Annotated in this window: 20 protein-coding genes and 1 pseudogene; 8 read left to right on the top strand and 13 right to left on the bottom strand. The window is 65.8% G+C overall.

Features of this window, described 5'->3' with window-relative positions; all coding sequences use genetic code 11:
- The first annotated feature begins 37 nt into the window (after positions 1-37).
- From mhpD to dmpG, 4 genes are read left to right on the top strand one after another with little or no spacing between them, the layout of a single operon-like run.
- The gene (gene mhpD / locus AC10V3_RS22725; RefSeq protein ID WP_490924042.1) at positions 38-829 is read left to right on the top strand and encodes a 2-keto-4-pentenoate hydratase; all 792 of its coding nucleotides are present in this window, start codon (positions 38-40) and stop codon (positions 827-829) included.
- Positions 830-884: 55 nt separating this feature from the next.
- Entirely contained in the window at positions 885-1,913 is a 1,029-nt protein-coding gene (locus tag AC10V3_RS22720) for a Bug family tripartite tricarboxylate transporter substrate binding protein (RefSeq protein WP_454752673.1), read from the top strand.
- A 19-nt stretch (positions 1,914-1,932) separates the two neighbouring features.
- Complete coding sequence (locus AC10V3_RS22715) at positions 1,933-2,883, top strand: acetaldehyde dehydrogenase (acetylating) (protein ID WP_022537644.1); 951 nt, start codon at positions 1,933-1,935, stop codon at positions 2,881-2,883.
- 14 nt (positions 2,884-2,897) lie between these two features.
- Positions 2,898-3,938, top strand: a complete 1,041-nt coding sequence (dmpG, locus tag AC10V3_RS22710; RefSeq protein ID WP_454752671.1) for a 4-hydroxy-2-oxovalerate aldolase — start codon at positions 2,898-2,900, stop codon at positions 3,936-3,938.
- A gap of 36 nt (positions 3,939-3,974) precedes the next feature.
- Here the strand turns inward: dmpG and AC10V3_RS22705 are convergent, their stop codons facing one another.
- The 7 genes from AC10V3_RS22705 to AC10V3_RS22675 form a co-directional block, all read right to left on the bottom strand.
- The gene (locus AC10V3_RS22705; protein ID WP_454752670.1) at positions 3,975-4,871 is read right to left on the bottom strand and encodes a GntR family transcriptional regulator; all 897 of its coding nucleotides are present in this window, start codon (positions 4,869-4,871) and stop codon (positions 3,975-3,977) included.
- A 59-nt stretch (positions 4,872-4,930) separates the two neighbouring features.
- On the bottom strand, positions 4,931-5,917 hold the full coding sequence (locus tag AC10V3_RS22700; RefSeq protein WP_454752669.1) for a Bug family tripartite tricarboxylate transporter substrate binding protein: 987 nt from the start codon (positions 5,915-5,917) through the stop codon (positions 4,931-4,933).
- A 48-nt stretch (positions 5,918-5,965) separates the two neighbouring features.
- Positions 5,966-7,261 (bottom strand): phosphopyruvate hydratase, encoded by a 1,296-nt coding sequence (gene eno / locus AC10V3_RS22695; RefSeq protein ID WP_454752668.1) that lies wholly within the window; start codon positions 7,259-7,261, stop codon positions 5,966-5,968.
- Between the two features lie 11 nt (positions 7,262-7,272).
- Positions 7,273-8,691: a pyruvate kinase gene (gene pyk, locus AC10V3_RS22690; protein WP_022537639.1), complete on the bottom strand. Its 1,419-nt coding sequence runs from the start codon at positions 8,689-8,691 to the stop codon at positions 7,273-7,275.
- The gene (locus AC10V3_RS22685) at positions 8,688-9,938 is read right to left on the bottom strand and encodes a glycerate kinase type-2 family protein (protein ID WP_051369943.1); all 1,251 of its coding nucleotides are present in this window, start codon (positions 9,936-9,938) and stop codon (positions 8,688-8,690) included. The genes pyk and AC10V3_RS22685 overlap by 4 nt, the downstream gene beginning before the upstream one ends.
- 51 nt (positions 9,939-9,989) lie before the next feature.
- Positions 9,990-11,348 (bottom strand): dicarboxylate/amino acid:cation symporter, encoded by a 1,359-nt coding sequence (locus tag AC10V3_RS22680; protein WP_022537637.1) that lies wholly within the window; start codon positions 11,346-11,348, stop codon positions 9,990-9,992.
- Between the two features lie 147 nt (positions 11,349-11,495).
- Positions 11,496-12,584 carry a tartrate dehydrogenase gene (locus tag AC10V3_RS22675; protein WP_022537636.1) on the bottom strand — a complete coding sequence of 363 codons (1,089 nt, stop codon included), beginning with the start codon at positions 12,582-12,584 and terminating at the stop codon, positions 11,496-11,498.
- A 124-nt stretch (positions 12,585-12,708) separates the two neighbouring features.
- On the opposite strand from AC10V3_RS22675, the gene AC10V3_RS22670 reads away from it, so the two are divergent.
- A complete protein-coding gene (locus AC10V3_RS22670; RefSeq protein WP_022537635.1) occupies positions 12,709-13,632 on the top strand; it encodes a LysR family transcriptional regulator in 924 nt (307 codons plus the stop codon).
- A 209-nt stretch (positions 13,633-13,841) separates the two neighbouring features.
- Here AC10V3_RS22670 and AC10V3_RS22665 read toward each other — a convergent pair whose 3' ends face one another.
- Positions 13,842-14,429 carry a hypothetical protein gene (locus tag AC10V3_RS22665; protein ID WP_022537634.1) on the bottom strand — a complete coding sequence of 196 codons (588 nt, stop codon included), beginning with the start codon at positions 14,427-14,429 and terminating at the stop codon, positions 13,842-13,844.
- Between the two features lie 96 nt (positions 14,430-14,525).
- Positions 14,526-15,602: a porin gene (locus tag AC10V3_RS22660; protein ID WP_454752667.1), complete on the bottom strand. Its 1,077-nt coding sequence runs from the start codon at positions 15,600-15,602 to the stop codon at positions 14,526-14,528.
- A gap of 394 nt (positions 15,603-15,996) precedes the next feature.
- Here AC10V3_RS22660 and AC10V3_RS22655 point away from each other — a divergent pair, with 394 nt between their 5' ends.
- Complete coding sequence (locus tag AC10V3_RS22655; RefSeq protein WP_454752666.1) at positions 15,997-16,263, top strand: DUF4148 domain-containing protein; 267 nt, start codon at positions 15,997-15,999, stop codon at positions 16,261-16,263.
- A gap of 239 nt (positions 16,264-16,502) precedes the next feature.
- On the opposite strand, the gene AC10V3_RS22650 is transcribed toward AC10V3_RS22655, so the two are convergent.
- Positions 16,503-16,739 (bottom strand): multinuclear nonheme iron-dependent oxidase, encoded by a 237-nt coding sequence (locus tag AC10V3_RS22650; protein WP_349607659.1) that lies wholly within the window; start codon positions 16,737-16,739, stop codon positions 16,503-16,505.
- Positions 16,740-16,744: 5 nt separating this feature from the next.
- Positions 16,745-16,972 (bottom strand): annotated as a pseudogene (locus AC10V3_RS22645) (hydroxyquinol 1,2-dioxygenase); the annotation flags it as partial.
- Positions 16,973-17,480: 508 nt separating this feature from the next.
- Between AC10V3_RS22645 and AC10V3_RS22640 the strand changes: the two are divergent.
- On the top strand, positions 17,481-17,984 hold the full coding sequence (locus tag AC10V3_RS22640) for a winged helix-turn-helix transcriptional regulator (protein WP_041681678.1): 504 nt from the start codon (positions 17,481-17,483) through the stop codon (positions 17,982-17,984).
- A gap of 46 nt (positions 17,985-18,030) precedes the next feature.
- A complete protein-coding gene (locus tag AC10V3_RS22635) occupies positions 18,031-18,750 on the top strand; it encodes a hypothetical protein (protein ID WP_454752665.1) in 720 nt (239 codons plus the stop codon).
- Between the two features lie 132 nt (positions 18,751-18,882).
- Here AC10V3_RS22635 and AC10V3_RS22630 read toward each other — a convergent pair whose 3' ends face one another.
- The gene (locus AC10V3_RS22630) at positions 18,883-20,544 is read right to left on the bottom strand and encodes a cation acetate symporter (RefSeq protein ID WP_022537627.1); all 1,662 of its coding nucleotides are present in this window, start codon (positions 20,542-20,544) and stop codon (positions 18,883-18,885) included.
- Positions 20,541-20,846, bottom strand: coding sequence for a DUF485 domain-containing protein (locus AC10V3_RS22625; protein ID WP_022537626.1), 306 nt, complete (start codon positions 20,844-20,846; stop codon positions 20,541-20,543). Before AC10V3_RS22625 ends, AC10V3_RS22630 begins: the two co-directional genes overlap by 4 nt.
- Between the last annotated feature and the right edge of the window lie 916 nt (positions 20,847-21,762).

Here is a 21,762-nt window from a genome sequence, read left to right as displayed (position 1 = left end):
CCGCGCACTGACAACGACTTCACCGACAGGGACACCCATGCCCGATCAGGAAACCATCCTCGCCCTGACCGCGCGCCTGCGCGAAGCCGAACGCAAGCGCGAACCCATGGCCCCACTGCGCGGCGAGATCGCCGCCGGCGATGCCACCACCGCCTATGCCGTGCAGCGCGCCAACGTCGCTGTCTGGCAGGCCGCAGGCCGGCGCGTGGTCGGCCGCAAGATCGGCCTGACCTCGCCCGCCGTGCAGCGCCAGCTCGGCGTCGACCAGCCCGACTTCGGCACGCTGTTCGCCGACATGGTCTACGGCGACGACGAACCCATCCCGATGGCGCGCACGCTGCAGCCCAAGGTCGAGGCGGAAATCGCGCTGGTCCTGCGGCGCGATATCGACACAGCCGATGCCACCGTGCTCGATGTGCTCAACGCCGTGGACTACGTGCTGCCCGCCATCGAGGTGGTTGGCAGCCGCATCGCCAACTGGGACATCTCGTATGTCGACACCGTGGCCGACAACGCCTCCAGCGGGCTGGTGGTGCTGGGCGCGGTGCCGGTGCCGCTGGCCGGCCTCGACCTGAAGACCGTGGAGATGGCAATGACCCGCGGCGACGAGCGTGTCTCGCATGGCAACGGCGCTGCCTGCCTGGGCCATCCGCTCAACGCGGCAGTGTGGCTGGCACGCAAGCTCGCCAGCCTGCGCGAGCCGCTGCGCGCGGGCGACCTCGTGCTGACCGGTGCGCTCGGCCCGATGGTGCCCGCGCAGCCCGGCCAGACCTATGAGGCGCGCATCTCCGGTGTCGGCACCGTGCGCGCGAAGTTCGCCAGCGACTGACGCGGCGGCCCGAACGATTTACAGAACATAACGACAGAGCAAACGGAGACAAAGCATGCAACAGCCCCATCGCCCCCATCGCCCCCATCGCCTTCTGGCATCCCTGATCGCGCCGCTCGCCGCGGCCGCCACCCTCATCGGCACCGGGAGCGCCCTCGCTGCGCCGGCCTCGGCTCAAGCGCCGGCGTTCCCCACCCGCCCCGTCACCATCGTCGTGCCGTTCCCCGCGGGCGGCATCACCGACATGATCGCGCGCCAGGTCGCGCTGCAGATGCAGACCGACCTCGGCAAGCCGGTGATCGTCGAGAACCGCCCCGGCGGCGGTGGCCAGATCGCCGCGCTGGCGGTCAAGCGCGCCGAACCCGACGGGCACACCGTATTCGTCGCGGCCACCGAGATGTTCGCGATCAACCCCGGGCTGTACCGCAATTTCTCGTATGACCCGCTCAAGGACTTCAAGCCGGTGACGGCGCTGGCGGCCTCGCCGCTGGTGCTGGTCGTGCCGCAGGGAAGCCCGGCCAACTCGGTCAAAGAACTGGTGGCGATGGCCAAGTCGCGCGCGGACGGCGTCAATTACGCCTCGCAAGGCATCGGCTCGATCGGGCACCTGCTCGGCGGGCTGTTCGCCGACAGTAGCGGTGGCAAGTTCACCCATGTCGCCTACAAGGGCTCGGCGCCCGCGCTGCAGGATGTGATGGCGGGCCAGGTCGACATGATGTTCGACCCGGTGATCACCACCTCCCCGCTGATCAAGGGCGGCAAGGTCAAGCCGCTGGCGATCGCCGCCAGCAAGCGTTCACCGAGCCTGCCCGATGTGCGCACGCTGGCGGAACTGGGGGTGCCGGGGCTGGACGCAGGCGTCTGGTTCGGCATGGTGGTGCGCACCGGTACGCCCGATGCGGTGGTCGCCCGGCTCAACGAATCCGCGCTGAAGGCGCTGAAGGCGCCGGAAGTGGCAAAGCGCTTTGCCGACCAGGGCCTCGATCCCATGCCGATGAGCCCGCAGCAGTTCGGCACCTTCCTCGCCAGTGAAAGCACGCGCTGGACCCCGCTGGTCAAGGCCAGCGGCGCCAGCGTCGAATAACCCGTACAGGAGAATCCCCATGACACGCAAGCTCAAAGCCGCCATCATCGGCTCGGGCAATATCGGCACCGACCTGATGATCAAGATCCTGCGGCATGGCCGGCATGTCGAGATGGGCGCGATGGTCGGCATCGACCCCGCCTCCGATGGCCTGGCCCGCGCGGCCCGGATGGGCGTCGCCACCACGCATGAAGGCGTGCAAGGGCTCACGCGCCTGCCGGTCTTCGATGACATCGATCTCGTCTTCGATGCCACCAGCGCCGGCGCGCACGTGAACAACGATGCCTTCTTGCGCGGGTTGCGCCCGTCGATCCGCATGATCGACCTGACCCCGGCAGCGATCGGCCCGTACTGCATTCCGGTGGTCAACGGCGCCGCGCACCTGGACGCACCCAACGTCAACATGGTCACCTGCGGCGGCCAGGCCACCATCCCGATGGTGGCGGCGGTGTCGCGCGTGGCGCCGGTGCACTACGCGGAGATCGTCGCCAGCATCTCCAGCAAGAGCGCCGGGCCGGGCACGCGTGCCAATATCGACGAATTCACCGAGACCACCTCGCGCGCCATCGAGCAGGTGGGCGGCGCCCGCCGCGGCAAGGCCATCATCGTCCTGAACCCGGCCGAGCCGCCGCTGATCATGCGCGACACCGTGTACTGCCTGAGTGAGCCGGCCGACCAGGACGCCATCGCCGCGTCGGTCGAACGCATGGCCGCGGACGTGCAGCGCTACGTGCCAGGCTACCGGCTCAAGCAGGCGGTGCAGTTCGAGGCCATCCCGGCCGATGCGCCGCTGAACATCCCGGGCCTGGGCCGCCTGGCGGGCCTGAAGACCACGGTCTTTCTCGAAGTCGAGGGTGCCGCTCACTACCTGCCCGCCTATGCCGGCAACCTGGACATCATGACCAGCGCCGCGCTGAACACCGCCGAGAGCATGGCCGCTGCCATGCTTGCCGAGTCCGCTGCCGCCTGACAGGAGCCGATGCCATGAGCACCAACAAGACACTCTATATCTCCGATGTGACGCTGCGCGACGGCAGCCATGCCATCCGCCACCAGTACAGCCTGGAACAGGTTCGCCAGATCGCGCGCGCGCTCGACGAGGCCGGCGTCGATTCGATCGAAGTGGCCCACGGCGACGGCCTGCAGGGCTCGAGCTTCAACTACGGCTTCGGCGCGCATACCGACCTGGAATGGATCGAAGCGGTGGCCGACGTGGTGCGCAATGCGAAGATCGCTACGCTGCTGCTACCCGGCATCGGCACCGTGCACGACCTCAAGGCCGCCTACGATGCCGGCGCCCGCATCGTGCGCGTGGCCACGCATTGCACCGAGGCCGATATCTCGCGCCAGCATATCGAGGCGGCGCGCGAGCTGGGCATGGAGGCCGTGGGCTTCCTGATGATGAGCCACATGACCACGCCGCAGCACCTGGCGCAGCAGGCAAAGCTGATGGAAAGCTACGGCGCGACCTGCTGCTATGTGGTCGATTCCGGCGGCGCGCTGACGATGCAGGACGTGCGCGAACGCTTCCGCGCCTTCAAGGACGTGCTGAAGCCCGAGACCCGGACCGGCATGCACGCCCACCACAACCTGAGCCTAGGGGTTGCCAACAGCATCGTGGCGGTTGAAGAAGGCTGCGACCGCATTGACGCCAGCCTGGCGGGCATGGGCGCCGGCGCCGGCAACGCGCCGCTCGAAGTCTTTATCGCCGCGGCCGAGCGCATGGGCTGGCATCATGGCTGCGACCTGTACAAGCTGATGGACGCCGCCGACGACCTGGTGCGCCCGCTGCAGGACCGCCCGGTGCGGGTCGACCGCGAGACGCTGGCGCTGGGCTATGCGGGGGTGTATTCCAGCTTCCTGCGCCACAGCGAAGTCGCTGCGGCGCGCTACGGCCTGAAGACCGTCGATGTGTTGGTGGAGCTGGGGCACCGCCGCATGGTGGGCGGGCAGGAGGACATGATCGTCGATGTGGCGCTGGACTTGCTGAACACCCGCACGGGCGCCTCGCCGTCCGCAGCCTGACGCCGAGGCGGGAACGGCATCGCGCGCCTGGCAGTACTAGGGTTCGAGGAGCCGGCTGATCTGCGCCAGCGCGGTCAGCGTGTGTTCGAGGTGCTCGCGCATGGCCTGCGCTGCTTCTTCGTTGCGCTCACGCTCCAGCAGGTCAAGAATGTGCAGGTGCTGTTTCGCGTGTTCCGGATAGCGTTCCCGGTCGCGCATCGAGCGGTACGACAGCAGCCGGCGCACACGGTTGACGCGCCGGATGGTATCGATGAAGAAGGGATTGCCCGAGGCCTCGACCAGCGATTCATGGAAGCGCACACCGCGATCGTGGAGCTGATCGGCCGTGTCGGTCTCGATCCCGCCGTTCAGCAGGTGAAACTCCGCGGCGCGCAGCCGCTCGAGGGTGCGGGGCTCGAGCCGGTAGCCGGGCTCCAGCAACGCGGCCGGCTCCAGCGCCAGCCGCAGCCGGTAGGACTGCAGCAGCGAATCCGGCGTGGTCAGCATCGACGAAAACTCCCAGCCATAGCCCGGTTTGCGCTCGGCCCAGCCCTCCTGCGCGATGCGCTTGAGCACGGTGTTGAGCTGGGTGGTGGTCAGGCCGTAGCGCGCCTTGAGGAGCTGTTCCGACACTTGCGTGTCCAGCGTGCCCTGCAGCAGGTCTTCGGCGATCCGGAAGTAGGCGGCGGCGGCCACATCCGGCTCGGCCAGGCCGAGCTGCGAGGCCAGTTCCGCGGCCGGTGCGGCAACGGGCCTGGCCAGGAAAAAGCCGCGGTTCTTCTCGCGCGTGAGCACGCCCTTCTCATGCAGCAGCGCAAGCGCCTCATTGACGGGCGAGCGCGAGACGCGCAGCTTGTCGGCCAGCATCTGCGCCGGCAGGTGCGCGCCCACGGGCAGGCCTTCAGACTGGATCAGCGCAACGATCTGGGTGGCAATGGATCGGTCGTGGTTCATGGGTTGGAGCGGTGAATGCACTTGAAGCTTACCGCAATCACCACCCCGGGGTTCCCACATCACTCGATCGTTACCTTGCCGTCCTTCACCAGCTTGGCGAACTTGACCGTTTCGTCGTTGATCCGCTTGGCGAACTCCTGCGGCGTGCTGGGCATCGGCTCGGCGCCGATGCCCAGCATCTTCTGCTGGAAGTCGGGCGACTTCACGATCCTGACGATCTCCGCGTTCAGCTTGCTGACCACAGGCTCGGGCGTCGCCGCCGGCGCCAGCACGCCGAACCACGTGCCGATATCAAAGCCCTTGAACCCCGCTTCCTCCAGCGTCGGCACATCGGGCAGCACGGTGGAGCGCCGTGCCGTGGTGACGGCCAGCGCACGCAGCTTGCCGGACTTGATGTGCTGCAGCACCGGCGTCAGCGTATCGAACGACATCGTGACCTGCCCGCCAAGCAGGTCGGTCGTCAGCGGCCCGCTGCCCTTGTAAGGCACATGAAGCAGCTTTGCACCGGTAGCGGCCTGGAACTGGGTGCCGATCAGGTGCTGCGCGGTGCCGTTGCCGTTGGAACCGTAGGCGAACTCCGGCGACGCGGTCTTGGCCAGCGTCACCAGTTCGCTGACAGTCTTCGCCGGCGTTTTCGCGGCATTGATCACCAGCACATTGGGCACCATAGCCACCGTGGCGATCGGCGTCAGGTCCTTCTGGAAGCTGTATGGCAGCTTCTTGTAGACGCTGGTGGCGATGGTGTGGTGCACCGCGCCCATCAGCAGCGTGTAGCCATCCGGCTTGTTCTTGGCGACGTAGTCCGCGCCCAACGTGGCGCCCGCGCCGGGGCGGTTCTCCACGATCACGGGCTGGCCCAGGCTCTTCGACAACTGGTCGCCCAGCGCGCGGGCCAGCACGTCGGTGGTGCCGCCCGAGGGAAACGGCACGACCAGGGTGATCGGCTTGGCCGGCCAGGTTTGCGCCAGGCCGGCACCGCTGAGGGTGATGCCGGCGGCCAGCACGGCCAGCGTTGAAATGCGACGCACGAGTTCAGTACCACGCATGCTTTGTCTCCTGAATTTGATTTATATGGCAAGCCGAAAGCGAAATGCTTAAGGCTTGTTTGCTGCCTGCTGGATGGCCTGCCGGCCCGCAAAGGTCGCGGCGCATCCCAGTTCCGCCTCGATAAACAACAGCCGGTTGTACTTGGCCACGCGATCCGAGCGGCTCAGCGAGCCGGTCTTGATCTGCGTTGCCGCCGTGCACACGCTCAGGTCCGCGATGGTGGTGTCTTCGGTCTCGCCTGAGCGGTGCGAGATCACCGAGGCATAGCCGGCGCGTTCCGCCACTGCGATTGCCTGCAGCGTTTCGGTCAACGTGCCGATCTGGTTGGGCTTGATCAGGATGGCGTTAGCCACGCCCTGCTCGATGCCCTCTTCCAGGATTGCCGCGTTGGTCACGAACAGGTCGTCGCCGACGAGCTGCACCTGTCCGCCCAGGCACCCGGTCAGCAGGCGCCATCCCTGCCAGTCCTGCTCGGCCATGCCGTCCTCAATGGTGACGATGGGGTACTGGCGAACCCAGCTGGCGAGCAGGTCGACAAAGTCCCCGGCGTCGTACGAGCGGCCTTCCGACTGCAGCACATAGCGGTCATCCGCGTAGAACTCCGAGCTGGCCACATCCAAACCCAGCGCGATATCCCGGCCTGGCCGGAAGCCGGCGGCTTCGATCGCCTGCATGATGACTTCCAGGGCATGTTCGTTGGACGACAGGTCCGGCGCGAAACCGCCTTCGTCACCGACGGAAGTGGCAAAGCCGCGCGCCTTCAGTACGCCCTTGAGCGTGTGGAACACCTCCGCGCCCCAGCGCAACGCTTCCGAGAAGCTCGGCGCGCCGACCGGCAGGATCATGAACTCCTGCATGTCGACGCTGTTGTCCGCATGCGCACCGCCGTTGATGATGTTCATCATCGGCAGGGGCAGGCGGGTCTCGCCATTGCCGTTGCCCACGGACCGGTACAGCGGCAGCCCGGCGGAAGCCGCGGCTGCCCTCGCGTTCGCCAGCGAGACCGCCAGCAGCGCATTGGCGCCCAGGCGCGACTTGTCCGGTGTGCCGTCGAGGCGGATCAGGCAGGCATCCACCTCGGCCTGCTCCGCTGCGTGCATGCCGGCCAGCGTCCGTGCGATATCGACGTTGATATGCTGCACGGCCTTCTGCACGCCCTTGCCGAGATAGCGCCGCTTGTCGCCATCGCGCAGCTCGATCGCTTCACGCGAGCCCGTGGACGCGCCCGAAGGCGCCGCGGCAAAGCCCTGCGAGCCGTCGACCAGCAACACCTGCGCCGCCACCGTGGGGTTGCCACGGGAATCGAGGATCTCGTAGCCGCGGATTTCCCGGATTGCAGTCATGAGTCTCTCCTTTATTGGACCTGCGCGATGCGCAGCAGGTTGGTGGTACCGGCCACGGTGAACGGCAGGCCGGCCGAAATGACGATCTGCTGCCCGACCTCGCCGAACTGCTCCTTCAGCACGGTCCGGCTGGCCAGGTCGGTCATCTCCAGCACGTCGACCACTTCATGGCAAAGCACCGCATGCACGCCCCAGGCCAGCGCCAGCCGGCGCGCGGTGGCGACCCGTGGCGTCATGCCGAGGATCGGCACTTCCGGCCGCTCGCGTGCCATGCGCAGCGCGGAGTATCCCGAACTCGTGTAGGCCACCGCGGCAGGCACGCGCAGCAGGTTCGCCACGTGCCTGACGGCGTAGCCGATGGCGTCGGCAGCCTCGGCGCGCGGTGCCGAATGCGAAGCCTGGATGGCTTCGTGGTAGTGCGGGTCGGCTTCGGTGCGCGTGATGATGCTGTCCATCATGCGCACCGCTTCCACCGGATACTGGCCCGAGGCGGATTCCGCCGACAGCATCACGGCATCGGCGCCGTCGTAGACGGCAGTCGCCACATCGGAAGCCTCGGCACGCGTCGGCACCGGTGCGCTGACCATCGACTCCAGCATCTGGGTGGCGACAATCACCGGTTTGCCGGCCTTGCGGCAGGCACGGACGATGCGCTTTTGCAGCGACGGCACCTGCTCCGCCGGCATCTCCACGCCGAGGTCGCCACGGGCCACCATGACCGCATCCGATTCGGCGACGATCGCTTCCAGGCTCTGGATGGCGGCAGGCTTCTCCAGCTTGGCGATGATGCCGGCGCGGCCGTCCACGATCTGCTTGATTTCCTGGATATCCTCGGCGCGCTGCACGAACGACAGCGCAATCCAGTCCACACCCAGCGTCAGGCCGAAGTCCAGGTCGCGCCGGTCCTTCTCGGTCATCGCCGACAAAGGCAGCACCACGCCCGGCACATTGACGCCCTTGCGGTCGGACAGCGTGCCGCCATTGACCACCGTGGTCTCGGCAAAGTCGGAGCCACACCGCTCCACGCGCAGGCGCACGCGTCCGTCATCCACCAGCAGTTCCGTGCCTTCCTGCAGCGCCGCGAAGATCTCGGGATGCGGCAGGCTGACGCGCTCCACGGAACCCGGCGTCGACGCGTCCAGGTCGAACCGGAACTTCGCCTGCGCGGCCAGTTTCACCGGACCGCCCGCAAACGTGCCGATGCGCAGCTTGGGGCCTTGCAGGTCCAGCAGCACGCCGATGGGCCTGCCGCGCTCGTGCTCGATGGCGCGGATGGACTGCAGGCGTTGCTGGTGGTCAGCATGGGTGCCGTGGCTGAAATTGAGGCGGAACACATCGGCGCCCGCATCGAAAAGCTGCTCGATGATGGCCGGGTCTGTGCTCGCCGGGCCCAGCGTGGCCACGATCTTTGCGTTGCGAAGGCGTCTCATGCGTTTGCTCCGGAAGCGCGCGTCAACAGGATCGCGCGAAAATCATTGACATTGGTCAGCGTGGGGCCGGTTATCACGGCATCGCCCAGCGCCTCGAAAAATCCGTGGCCGTCGTTGGCGGCCAGCGCATCGTGCGGCCGCAGGCCGGCGCGCCAGGCGCGCTCCAGCGTGTCGGGCCCGATCATGGCCCCGGCGATCTCTTCCTGGCCATCGACACCGTCCGTATCACCGGCGATCGCATGGACCCCGGCTTCGCCGCGCAGGGTCAGCGCCAGCGACAGCAGGAACTCGACGTTGCGGCCGCCCCGCCCCGTGCCACGGACGGTCACGGTGGTCTCGCCGCCGGACAGCAGCACGCACGGTGCGGCAAACGGTTCGCCATGCCGGGCCGCTGCCAGCGCGATGCCACCCATGACGGTGCCGACATCGCGGGCTTCGCCTTCGATGGCGTCGCCCAGCACGTGGACGGCATAGCCGGCGTCGCGGCCGACGCGGGCCGCCGCTTCCAGCGCCAGCCGCGGCGTGGCGATGAATTCGGTGCGGATCCGTGCCAGCCGCGGGTCGCCGGGCTTGAGCGTCTCGGCGGCGTCGGACTCCAGCACGGCCAGTACATGGGCAGGCAGGTCGATCGCATAGCGCCTGACGATGGCCAGCGCATCGGCACGCGTAGTGGGATCGGGCACCGTCGGGCCGGACGCGATATCGATCGGGTCATCGCCCGGCACATCGGAGATCAGCAGGTTCAGCACCTGCGCCGGATAGCATGCCGCGGCCAGCCGTCCGCCCTTGATCGCGGACAGGTGCCGGCGCACGCAGTTCATCTCGGAGATCGTCGCGCCGGACTTGAGCAGCGCGCGGTTGATGCGCTGCTTGTCGTCCAGCGTGATGCCTGCCAGCGGAAGGGGAAGCAGCGACGATCCGCCTCCGGAGACCAGGCTGATGACGAGGTCGCCCTCGCCCAGGCCGGACACCAGCCGCAGCATGCGTTGTGCGGCAGCCAGCCCGGCATCGTCCGGCACGGGATGCGCGGCTTGCACGATCTCGATGCGCGAGCAAGGCACGGCATAGCCGTAGCGCGTCACGACCAGGCCTTCGAGCGGGCCGGGCCACGCCGCTTCCAGCGCGCTCGCCATCGCCGCCGAGGCCTTGCCGGCACCGATGACGATGGTGCGGCCGCGCGGCGGTGCGGGCAGGTACTGCGCCAGCGTGCGGGCCGGCTGGGCCGCGGCGATGGCGGCGTCGAACATGCGCCGCAGCAACGCGGCCGCTTCGGAACGATGCGTAGTCACGTCGCCCCCTTAGTGCATCAGCGTGGCGTGGGCATCGGCGGCGCGTGCAATGCGCGAGCCGATCGGGGAGGCGTCCTGATGGCCCTCGGGCACCGTGTCGCCTTCCTCTTCCAGCTTGCCGTCCAGCGCATCCGCAAGCTGCTTGCGGTCCACTGCGCCCACCCAGCGCGCAATCGCCAGCGTGCCTACCGCATTGCCGATCGTGTTGGTGATGGCGCGCGCTTCCGACATAAAGCGGTCGACACCCAGCAGCAGCACCATGCCGGCGACAGGGATCTTGCCGAGCGATGCCAGCGTCGCCGCCAGCGTGATAAACCCGGAGCCGGTCACGCCCGCCGAGCCCTTCGACGTCAGCAGCAGCACGCCGAGCACGACCAGCTGGTCCGTCATGGTCAGCGGCGTGTTGGTCGCCTGGGCGACAAAGATCGCCGCCATGGTGTAGTAGATGCACTGTCCGTCAGGGTTGAAGGTCAGTCCGGAAGGCACCACCAGCCCCACCACCGGCTTGGACACGCCGGCGTTTTCCAGCTTGCGCATCAGCTGCGGCACCACCGATTCCGACGAGCTGGTGCCGAGCACGGTGAACAGTTCGTCGCGGATGTACTTCAGGAATTTCCAAAGGCTGAAGCCGGAAAGCTTTGCCACGCCACCCAGCACGATCACCACGAACAGGAAGCAGGTGAGGTACATGGTGCCCATCAGCTTGCCCAGCGAGACCACCGAGCCCAGCCCGTACTTGCCGACGGTAAAGGCCATGGCGCCGAACGCCGCGATCGGCGCCAGACGCATGATCATCCCCACCACCGTGAAGATGCCGTGGGTAAAGGAGTCGAGGAAGTCCACCACCGGCTTGGCGCGCGCGCCGATATGCGACAGCGCGATGCCGAACAGCGTGGCAAACACCAGGATCTGCAGGATGTCGTTCTTGGCCAGCGCGTCGATGATGCTGGTTGGCACCAGGTTCATCAGGAAATCGATGAACGTGTGCGGCTTCTCCGCGGCGTGCGTGTAGCTGGCGATCGCCTTGGTGTCGAGGTGGGCGGGATCGATATTCATGCCGTGGCCCGGCTGGACCAGGTTGACGACCACGAGCCCGAGGGCCAGCGCGAATGTCGACAGCACCTCAAAGTAAATCAGGGCCCGCACGCCGACGCGTCCGAGCTCCTTCATGTTCTCCATGCGCGCGATGCCGAGCACCACGGTCGCGAAGATAATCGGCGCGAACACCATCTTGATCAGCTTGATGAACACGTCGCCAAGCGGCTTCAGGTCACTGCCGATATCGGGCGCCCACACGCCCAGTGCAACGCCGGCGCCCACGCCGATCAGTACCTGGACGTAGAGCTTGCCAAGCAGCCGTTGAATCATTGCTGTCTCCTGCTGTGTCGTAAGGCAAAGCGCTCCCGGAGCAGCTCTGGTCGGCTGCTTTCCTGGCCCGGAAGGCGATGCGGGCCGGGGTGGCCCGCAGGGTGCGGCCCGGCCGGCGCCGGGCGCGAAGAGTGGCGAGGCTGGCGCTCAGGCCGCCTTGACCTGCTTGCCGGCGGCGAGCAGATCGCACACGGCCTTGGTCACTTCGGCCGTGGTGGCCTTGCCGCCCAGGTCGCCGGTATGCAGCGCGGGGTTGGCTGTGACGGCTTCGACGGCCTTCATCACGCGCTGCGCCGCCTCGTTCTCGCCGAGGTGCTCCAGCAGCATGACCACCGACCAGAAGGTGCCGACCGGGTTGGCCAGGCCCTTGCCCATGATGTCGAAGGCCGAGCCGTGGATCGGTTCGAACATCGACGGATAGCGGCGTTCCGGATCGATATTGCCGGTCGGCGCGATACCCAGGCTGCCGGCCAGCGCCGCCGCCAGGTCGCTCAGGATGTCGGCGTGCAGGTTGGTGGCGACGATGGTGTCCAGCGACGCGGGGCGGTTGACCATGCGCGCCGTGGCGGCATCGACCAGTTCCTTGTCCCACTTGACGTCCGGGAAGTCCTTGGCCACCTGCACCGCGACCTCGTCCCACATCACCATGGCATGGCGCTGCGCGTTGGACTTGGTGATGACGGTCAGCAGCTTGCGCGGCCGCGACTGGGCCAGCTTGAAGGCGAAGCGCAGGATGCGCTCCACGCCGACGCGGGTCATCATCGACACGTCGGTGGCGGCTTCGATGGGATGGCCCTGATGCACGCGGCCGCCCACGCCCGAGTATTCGCCTTCCGAGTTCTCGCGCACGATCACCCAGTTCAGGTCTTCCGCGGCGCAGCGCTTGAGCGGGGCATCGATGCCCGGCAGGATGCGCGTCGGGCGCACGTTGGCGTACTGGTCGAAGCCCTGGCAGATCTTCAGGCGCAGGCCCCACAACGTGATGTGGTCGGGGATATGCGGGTCGCCGGCCGAGCCGAACAGGATCGCATCCTTGTCGCGCAGCGCATCGAGGCCGTCGGCGGGCATCATCACGCCGTGCTGGCGGTAGTAGTCGCCGCCCCAGTCGAAGTCCTCGAACTCGAAGCGGAAGTCAGCGCCTGCCGACGCCAGGGCCTCCATCACCTGGCGGCCGGCCGGCACCACCTCTTTGCCAATGCCGTCGCCCGGGATAGTTGCGATGCGGTAAGTCTTCATGGTTGTCTCCTGGTCAGAATCTCGTTGAATGCGCTTGAGTGCGTGGGACGGATTCTGGGCCGTGGACAGGGTATTGGATCGCTTGTAAAGTTAAAGCATTGTTAACCTCAAATTAAAGATCGGAATGGCCTCCTCACCGGGTATCCAGCCATCGGAGCTGGGATTCTTCACCTCAGTGGCCACCGCAGGCAGCCTCAGCGCCGCGGCGCGAGACCTCGGCATCACCACGGCGGCGGTCAGCAAGCGCCTGGCGCAGATGGAGTCGCGCATCGGCATGCCGCTGGTGACACGCACGACACGGCGCATGAGCCTGACCCCCGAAGGCGAGGTCTACCTCGAGCACGCCAGGCGCATCCTCAGCGAAATCGACGACCTCGACCAGCTGCTGACCCGTTCCAAGGGCCGGCCGAGCGGCCTGCTGCGGGTCAACGCCACGCTCGGCTTCGGGCGCATGCACGTGGCGCCGGTGATTTCGGAGTACGTCACCACCTACCCCGAGGTCGACGTGCAGTTGCAGCTGTCCGCCGACCCGCCGCCGCTGACCGAAGACGCGTTCGACGTCTGCATCCGTTTTGGCCCGCCGCCGGACGCGCGCATCGTGGCCAAGCGGCTGGCGCCGAACCGGCGGCTGCTGTGCGCCTCGCCCAAATACCTGCGCGACCACGGCGCGCCGCACACACCGTCGGACCTGCGCCGCCACAACTGCATCGGCATCCGCCAGGGCAGCGACGCCTACGGCGTCTGGCGCCTGACCACCGGCAAGGGAGCGAAAGCGCGCACGGAATCGGTCCGCGTGCGCGGCAATCTCACCACCAATGACGGCGAGATCGCCGTGAACTGGGCGCTCGAAGGTCACGGCATCCTGATGCGGGCCGAGTGGGACATCGAGCGTTTCCTGCGCAGCGGGCGGCTGGTGCAGGTCCTGCCGCAGTACGCGACGCCGGAAGCCGACATCTATGCCGTCTACCAGCAGAGGCACCAGCTGTCGTCGCGGATCCGGCTGTTCGTGGAGTTCCTTGCGGCGAAGTTCAGTGAGTTTGGGAAGTAGCGGCAAGCCTCGAACGCGTCAGCGCCCAGAGCTTCGGGTATGACCTCGTCTACAGCGCGCGTGCCGCGGAGCGTCCTGCGACCAGGCTGCTGCGGGAGTGGGTGAAGGCGACGTTTGCCCGCTGAAGCCAGGGAGAAGCGGCGCGAGAGACCCATGCCATCTGCGCCAGCCGCGGCTTCAAGCCGCCGCTGGCATGGCCATCCCTCCCCTCAGCGCGACTTCGCGGGCGTGACAGAGATCGCAAGCGCTTCGGTGTAGACGGCCTGCACCTGGTCTCCGCGGCGAACCGCCTTCAGTTGCCCCGGATCCTGGACATGGACGTCCACCATCCTGCCCTTCGGCCCCTTGAGCGTCACCATGCCGGTCTTTTGGTTGACAGCCACCACGTCGGCGGTGACCGTGACCTCGCGCCCGACCGTGCCGCCGGGCTTGGCGCCGGGCGCCGCCCGGTCCACGGTCTCGCGTTCGATGCTGGAGCGCATGCCGGTCTGCCGGTTCAGGCTGACCGACAAAGCCTCCTTGTATTCGACCGTGACCACATCGCCCACACGGAGTTGCTCAAAGTTGAGCACGTCGTCGCCGACCTGGACATCGGTGAGCTTGCCCTGCTTGTTCTTGAGCGTGACGGTGCGCGTGGCAGCATCGATGGCCGTCACCGTGGCCGTGGCCTTGACGGTACCGGTCACCATGGTGGCACCCACGCCCGATGCCACGTCCACGCGCGTCTCGGGTTGTGCCATCACCGGGAGGGCCGCCGCGGCCAGCGCGGCCACGACGATTAGCCTGGAGGGATTCATGCCGAGCTCCTCGCGTCAGTCAGGACGCATGCAGGCAATTGTGCAACCCTCGGGTTCGATTTGCCAGAGCATTCTCTCCGTGCCCGGTTGGCGCCCTCAGAACCTGTGGCGGATGCCTACCACCGCGCCCAGCTGGTTCGAGCCCGGCTGCACGTTGATGATGGCGTTCGCGCCGGTGCCGCTGTTGTAGCCGTTAACGCCCAGGTACGAGTTTTCCTTGTTGAGCGCATAGGCCACCGACGCATAGAGATCGGTGCGCTTGGTGAACGTGTAGTCGCCCGTCACCACGAACTGCCACGGGTCCGACCCGGTATGGCGGAAATCCTGGTAGTAAGCCGCACCCATCAGCGTGAACGCCGGCGTCAGCTTGTACGACAGGCCGAGCCAGTAGAGGTTCGAGCCGGCATTGGCCGCTTGCGCGCCGGGCAACATGGCGCCGTCGAAGGCCTTGGCCAGCCGGTAGCCGGCGAACGCCTTGGCCGGTCCCACCGCATACGTGCCGGCCACCGCATAGCGCCGCAGCACCGGCGCCTGGTTGGCCGGGGTGCCGACATGCGCATCGTCATAGGCCAGGCCTAGCGAAAACGGGCCGCTGGCGTAGCTGAGGTAGGCGCCGTACTCGCGGCCGAATACGTTGCTGCCCGCTACCTCGTTGCCGTTGGCCTGGAATGAGTAGAAGGCCGATGCGGTGAGGTCGCCGAACTTGCCGACATACTTGACGGCATTGTCCGCGCGCGCGCCAAACTCAGGCGCGATCCCCAGGATGCCGTAGCGGTCGGCCGTCGCGGCGGGATCATACAGGTTGTTGAAGTCGCGCAAGGCGGTCTGCTGCCGTCCGAACAGCAGACCGCCATATGGGCTTTCCACGCCGACATAGGCATTGCGCCCGAACAGGCGCCCGCCCTGGGCCGAGTTGCCGGTATCCAGGTCGAAGCCACTTTCCAGCAGGAAGACAGCCTTCAGCCCGCCCCCCAGGTCCTCCGTGCCGCGCAGGCCCCAGCGCGAACCGGACTGGTTGCCGGAACTCATCCGGAACAGGTTGTCGCCACCGGCGCCTGCATTGCTGTTGTATTCGATGCCGGCATCGACGATCCCGAACAGGGTGACGCTGGTCTGGGCATACACCGCATTGGTAGCTACGGATGCGGCGATTACCGCGAATGTCTTCTTCATGGGTCCTCCAATCGTCTTTTTTGGCTCGTCTTCAGGGCAGCAGCGATTTGACGGTGGGCGTGTATCCGCCCTGTTTCCATGAGGGCGTGGATTTGAAAGCGTCTGTGTATGGATGCCGCCTGCACACACATCGATACATGGCGACGGCAGGAAATGTGCCGCCAAACCGTCACCGCGCGACGAACCCACGCCGCTCGCGTATCGCAATGTGTGAAGCAACGGCATTGACAAGCAGTTATACAAGCATCGGCCCTGGCGGAAACATTGGGGATACACCGCAGCGGTGAAATGCAAGCTCCGGACGCGGTTCAGATGCCATGGGGTGATCAACGCCGTGCGCACTTGAACCATCGTACCGGATGCCCTGCAGAACTCAAGAAGGACCTAAACCAACATGAAACCCATCACGATCTCTTCCCTCGCCGCTGCCCTGCTCTTCTCGACGCTCGCGGTCGCGGCACATGCCGCCGACGCCAGCGGTGCAGCCCGACACCTGACGCGCGCGGAAGTGCGTGCCGACCTTGAAGCCTGGACGCGCGCAGGCCTGGCCGAGTACTGGCGCGGCGACCGCGGCCCCGATGTCAATAGCGCGGAATACCAGCGCCGGTTTGCCGTTTATGAAAGCCTGCGGGCGGCCCAGGGAGACGCCGCCGCGCGCTGATCCGGCAAGAACGACGCGCGCCCACGTGCAACTGCGCCACCCGGAGTAAGCTCCCCGGGTGGCGCAGTTGCCGTGAGTGCCAGGCATTGCTGAAAGTCGATCGCCATCGCGGCGATCATCAACGCCTGTAGCCATTGGTGCGCAGGCGCTACAGTCGCGACAGGCGTGACGGCTATATATGACGACCGCCGCGCCCAGCCGGGATTACGTACGCCATTTGCCGCCGCGCACCAACTCCGTCACCGCCGTCGAAGGCAAGATAGCTGGTCGGGTTCTCGAACAGCATGGCGCGGCCGAGCACGTCCTGCGCCATCGAGATATTTGGCGCAGACTATATCCAGCGCCTCTTCGGTATAGGGGAGCGGCAGCAGGTCGTGCGAATTGAATCCGCCGATCCGAGACCAGCTCAGGGGCTCGGAGACATAGAGGGGCTCGGTCTTGTCGACCAGGGCCTTGAGCCGGCGCAAATGGGACATCAGGCGCGGGCGCCGTCCAGGTAGGGATCGACGTTGCGCGCGCCGTCGGTGAACGGATCGCGAGCGTCCTGCACGGAGCGGGCACCGTCGGTGAACGGGTCGCGTGCGCCCTGCACGGAACGGGCGCCGTCGCTGTACGGGTCGCGCGCGCCCACGTTGCCGGCCTGGGCGCCCGCTGCGGCGGCAACCAGGGCGATGGCAAGGACGATGCGCTTGGTGAATTGGGTAGTCATATTGGTTTCCTGGAGAGATTGCGTGGGGTATTGCGGGCCGGGGATCGCTATGCTTGCGCGCCGCCGTGCCGCCAGACGCATTTAAGAAGACCGATGTATCTCGCCCATTGCGGGCAAAGGCCGTTTGTGTGAGGGCACGTATCGTGCCGCCGGCTCGATACAAGGAGGTACAAAGAGGCGCAGGAAACCGGCCTTGCGAGCAGGCTGGAAGGAGGCGGGGGAAGGCGGTGTGGTCTCGCCGGATGCAGGAAAGTGCCGGGAGCGCGGCGCGCTCAAGGACCGGCCACAGCAGGATCAGGGCTCGGAATGTCCTCTGTCAGGTTCGGGCGGATCCGTCCCACCTCAGTATCTCAATACATATGGCAATCATAGTTGCCAACCTGCCCGACGCTCAGCCATGCTTTAAATCGGCCAAAATTCGCGATAATGGTGCCGTATAAGTCACATAATGCATATCCTAGCGGCAGATCGTGCTACTATGAAATCAATAGACGATTGGGAGGGAAAGGTGCGACGCAACGCCAAACCGGTAACCACGAGCTGCCCGATCGCCCGATCCGTGGAGGTGGTGGGCGACAAATGGAGCGTGCTGATCCTGCGCGAGCTGTACCTGGGTGCCACCCGCTTCGAGGAGATCCAGATCCAGACCGAAGCGACACCGCAGATGCTTGCCACGCGCCTGAAGGCGCTGGAAGCGGACGGCATCATCGAGCGCCATCCGTACAGCGAACGGCCGCTGCGGTACGAATATCGGCTGACCCCGAAGGGCAACGCGTTCTACCCCGTCGTGCAGGCCCTCAGGGTGTGGGGCGAGACCTGGTGCAAGAGCCGGGGGGAAGATTTTGCCGTGAAAGTCACCCATCGCGCCTGTGGGCACGAAGTCGGGCCCGGCAGCGCGTGCCCGGCGTGCGGGACAACGGTCGACAGGAGCGATCTCGAGCTGTCGCTGAGCCCGGGCTTTGAACGCGAGCGGGAAGCGAGGCGGATTGCGTTCAAGGAGGGCAAGCGGTGAGGTTCGAGGGGTCATGAACGGGCACGCCGCCTGATGGAGCTTTGATATGAACGATCTACTGGAGCAGGTTGTTGCCGCACATGGCGGTCTTGAACGCTGGAATGCTTTCCAGACGGTAAGCGCCACCATCGTCTCCGGAGGCGATCTTTGGCCGGCAAAAGGCCTGGTCGCGGACGACAACCCCCGTCGTGTCACCGCAAAGACCCAGGAGGAATGGATGACGGTGACTCCCTACGGAGCATCCGACCACGTCATGACGTTCGTTCCGAACCGGGTCGTGATCCGGGACGGCAACAACGCGACCATCGCAGATCGGGAAAATCCAAAGGCAGCGTTTGACGGCCACGGCCTGGACACACACTGGGATCCACTGCACCGTGCCTATTTCAGTGGCTATGCCCTGTGGACCTATCTGACAACGCCGTTTCTGCTCGCCATGCCAGGCGTTGCCGTCGAGGAGGTCGCTCCCTGGAGCGAGGACGGCGAGACCTGGCGGGTTCTGCGTGCCACGTTTCCGCCTGCCATTGCCACCCACAGTCCGGTTCAGGAATTCTATTTCGGTCCGGATTTCCTGCTTCGCCGTCACGACTATCAGGTTGACGTGTCCGGCGGCCTACCTGCGGCTCAGTATGTTTATGACATCGTTGAAGCCCAGGGCATCCGCTTCCCGCGTCAGCGACGTGCCCACCCGCGCGGCGCGGATCTGCGCCCGGATCGCGATCGCACGCTGGTCTGGATCGACCTGTCCGATTTCGAGCTTCGGTAAACGCAGAACTGGGAAGGGTCGACGGTGGCCAACCGGCTAATCGCCGACCACCCCCCTTCCCGGCCAGAAGCGCCCACCGCCAGTCATCCTTGAACGGCGGCAGGCACAAGCCAGATGCGTCGAGACCGCTGTTCAGTGACTTGCTGCCTCCACAGCGCCGATACCGGTCTCGGAGCGCAACTCCTGGGCTTCAAAGCCAGCCTTGTCCAGTAGCGCCCGCTTCGACTTGTCGGTAATCGAGAAGAACCAGATCCCGAGGAAGCCAGCCGTCATCGAGAACAATGCCGGGGACGTGTAGGGGAACGGCGCGTCCTTGAAGTGGAACACATCGACCCAGACCGCCTGCGACAGGATGGTCAGGACCACCGCCGTCAACAGTCCCAGGAAGCCGCCCGCGGTCGCGCCCCGGGTGGTGCAACCCTTCCACAGCACCGACATGAACAGCACCGGGAAGTTGGCCGACGCCGCCACGGCGAAGGCAAGCGATACCATGAACGCGATGTTCTGCTTCTCGAAGACAATGCCGAGGACCACCGCGACCATGCCGAGAATCACGGTCGTGATACGCGACACACGCAATTCAACGGCACTGGTCGCCTTGCCCTTCTTGAATACCGTTGCATAGAGATCGTGCGACACGGCTGATGCACCGGCAAGGGTCAGGCCGGCCACGACGGCCAGGATCGTTGCAAACGCCACGGCGGAGATGAAACCGAGGAACACATTCCCGCCAACCGCGCTGGCAAGATGTACGGCCGCCATATTGACGCCGCCATGCAGCTTGCCGCTGGCATCCTGGAAGCTCGGGTTGGTTCCGACCAGCACGATCGCGCCAAAGCCGATGATGAAGGTCAGGATATAGAAGTAGCCGATCCAGGTCGTTGCCCAGAACACCGACTTGCGCGCCTCCTTGGCGTTGGGCACGGTGAAGAAGCGCATCAGGATGTGCGGCAGGCCTGCCGTACCGAACATCAGCGCAATGCCAAACGAGATCGCCGAGACGGGATCCTTGATGAAGTTGCCCGGCCCCATGATGGAGTCCTGCTTGGCGTGGACTTCGACGGCTTTCGCGAACAAGGCCTCGGGGCTGAAGTGGAACTGGGCCAGCACCATGAAGGCCATGAACGAAGCGCCGCCGAGCAGCAGGCAGGCCTTGATGATCTGTACCCACGTCGTCGCCGTCATGCCGCCGAACAGCACGTACACCATCATGAGCCCGCCCACGATGACCACGGCGATCCAGTATTCCAGCCCGAACAGCAGCTTAATCAGTTGCCCCGCGCCCACCATCTGCGCGATCAGGTAGAAAGCCACCACCACCAGCGTGCCCGACGCCGCGAATGCACGCACCGGCCCCTGCTTGAAGCGATACGCCGCCACGTCGGCGAAGGTGAACCGGCCCAGGTTGCGCAGCCGCTCCGCCATCAGGAAGGTAATGACCGGCCAGCCGACAAGGAAGCCAATGGAATAGATCAGGCCGTCATAGCCGTTGGCGTAGACCGCAGCCGAAATGCCGAGAAATGACGCCGCCGACATGAAGTCCCCGGCGATCGCCAGGCCGTTCTGGAAGCCGGTGATGCCGCCCCCGCCCGTATAAAACGCCGCGGCGGATTTGGTCTTCGATGCCGCCCACTTGGTGATGTACAGCGTGCCGATGACGAACAGCATGAACATCCCGATTGCCGTCCAGTTGGTCGGCTGCCGCACCGCCTGGCCAAGGTCGCCACCGGCCGCGAGCGCGGCCGTCGACAGCAGCAGCGCCGCACAGGCGAGGATTGCGTGACGGGTCTTCATGCGACCTCCCGCTTGATCTGCTCTGTCAGCTCATCGTAGGCGCCGTTGGCATGGCGTACGTAGAACCCGGTGATGGCGACGGTAAAGACGATCACGAACAGGCCGATGGGCATGCCCCACGTCATCACCCCGGTTCCCATCTTCGCGGCAAGAAGTTCCTTGTCAAAGGCGATGAGCAGCACGTAGCCGTAATAGATGACGAGCATGGCGGCGGTCAACGTCCATCCAAGCCTTGAGCGCCTGTGGACCAGCTCGCGATACCGGGGATTTGCCTTCAGTCTCCTGACCAGATCTTCATTCATTCCTGTCTCCTGCCATTTATGCTTCGCATTGCGGTTGCAGCCGATGCTGCGCCGGATGCGATTAGTCCGCGCTGGCGTGCCGTTCCGACAGGCCCATGCGTGGCGTCATCCGAAGTCCGTGCTGCATAAATTAACGGGCTCCCCTTACCTGCTTCTTACACGGGGCGTCGAATTTCGCCCCGGGTAAACGCGTAGGCAATGGATGCAGGGGTACTGAACGCCACCGACGGCTGCACGGATGCCATGCTGTGTAGGAATCGGCACGGCCGTGCCTGCGGGCTCATCAGCACATGCTTGCATTTGGCGCAACGTGCGGCAAAGGTTCGTCTGCAGGATGGCCAGACGTTGCCCAGGATGAGAATGGCGGGATCGAAAGCCCGCGAATGTTGTGCTCGCCGTTACCTTGGCTGCTGAGCTTCTTTGCTGCGCGAGGACAACCATCAAACTCAAACGGGTGAAAGATTGTGCCGCCCCTAAAGGCGACCCGAATCGAATTTGAGAAGCATCTGATCGGGTGCTAGATTGAATCGGGGAAGGCCCGATACCAGTCCCTGTACTTCCAGGCCCTCTGGGTACGGGTCAGCCCGCACACCAGCATAACGACGAAGTAATCTGGCGCGTCGTCGGTGTGCAGCTAAATCGTCCCTCATAACATGGCGCTTCCGGGTTACCTGTGTCGGTACGCATGGACGCTGCGTCGCCACACTGAACGACACATCTCACCTGGCGCTGCACATCAGCGAAAAGCGTTGCACTCCGCGGGGTCCCACACAGCTTCAGGGGAGAAACACTTTCCGCGCGAACCGGAGCTTTTCAACTCAGCGGGCAGCGTTGGAGTCGCCCCTTCCATTGGGCACTCCACGCCTTCATACCCCCAAGGAGCCCCGATTACGCCGGCGCGTTATCAGTGGCTGCT

Source organism: Cupriavidus sp. PB-02 (genome assembly GCF_058252315.1).
Note: the sequence above shows the minus strand (reverse complement) of the source record. Positions and strands in the feature narration are given on the sequence as shown.

Bases quoted from the DNA above. Each gene is read 5' to 3' on its own strand.
- AC10V3_RS22625 (WP_022537626.1), bottom strand. From the start codon at position 20,846: ATGAATGAAGATCTGGTCAGGAGACTGAAGGCAAATCCCCGGTATCGC.
- AC10V3_RS22670 (WP_022537635.1), top strand. From the start codon at position 12,709: ATGGCCTCCTCACCGGGTATCCAGCCATCGGAGCTGGGATTCTTCACC.
- dmpG (WP_454752671.1), top strand. From the start codon at position 2,898: ATGAGCACCAACAAGACACTCTATATCTCCGATGTGACGCTGCGCGAC.
- AC10V3_RS22660 (WP_454752667.1), bottom strand. From the start codon at position 15,602: ATGAAGAAGACATTCGCGGTAATCGCCGCATCCGTAGCTACCAATGCG.
- AC10V3_RS22630 (WP_022537627.1), bottom strand. From the start codon at position 20,544: ATGAAGACCCGTCACGCAATCCTCGCCTGTGCGGCGCTGCTGCTGTCG.
- AC10V3_RS22665 (WP_022537634.1), bottom strand. From the start codon at position 14,429: ATGAATCCCTCCAGGCTAATCGTCGTGGCCGCGCTGGCCGCGGCGGCC.
- AC10V3_RS22715 (WP_022537644.1), top strand. From the start codon at position 1,933: ATGACACGCAAGCTCAAAGCCGCCATCATCGGCTCGGGCAATATCGGC.
- AC10V3_RS22675 (WP_022537636.1), bottom strand. From the start codon at position 12,584: ATGAAGACTTACCGCATCGCAACTATCCCGGGCGACGGCATTGGCAAA.
- pyk (WP_022537639.1), bottom strand. From the start codon at position 8,691: ATGAGACGCCTTCGCAACGCAAAGATCGTGGCCACGCTGGGCCCGGCG.
- AC10V3_RS22635 (WP_454752665.1), top strand. From the start codon at position 18,031: ATGAACGATCTACTGGAGCAGGTTGTTGCCGCACATGGCGGTCTTGAA.
- AC10V3_RS22655 (WP_454752666.1), top strand. From the start codon at position 15,997: ATGAAACCCATCACGATCTCTTCCCTCGCCGCTGCCCTGCTCTTCTCG.
- AC10V3_RS22720 (WP_454752673.1), top strand. From the start codon at position 885: ATGCAACAGCCCCATCGCCCCCATCGCCCCCATCGCCTTCTGGCATCC.
- AC10V3_RS22700 (WP_454752669.1), bottom strand. From the start codon at position 5,917: ATGCGTGGTACTGAACTCGTGCGTCGCATTTCAACGCTGGCCGTGCTG.
- AC10V3_RS22650 (WP_349607659.1), bottom strand. From the start codon at position 16,739: ATGTCCCATTTGCGCCGGCTCAAGGCCCTGGTCGACAAGACCGAGCCC.
- AC10V3_RS22685 (WP_051369943.1), bottom strand. From the start codon at position 9,938: ATGTTCGACGCCGCCATCGCCGCGGCCCAGCCGGCCCGCACGCTGGCG.
- mhpD (WP_490924042.1), top strand. From the start codon at position 38: ATGCCCGATCAGGAAACCATCCTCGCCCTGACCGCGCGCCTGCGCGAA.
- AC10V3_RS22705 (WP_454752670.1), bottom strand. From the start codon at position 4,871: ATGAACCACGACCGATCCATTGCCACCCAGATCGTTGCGCTGATCCAG.
- AC10V3_RS22680 (WP_022537637.1), bottom strand. From the start codon at position 11,348: ATGATTCAACGGCTGCTTGGCAAGCTCTACGTCCAGGTACTGATCGGC.
- eno (WP_454752668.1), bottom strand. From the start codon at position 7,261: ATGACTGCAATCCGGGAAATCCGCGGCTACGAGATCCTCGATTCCCGT.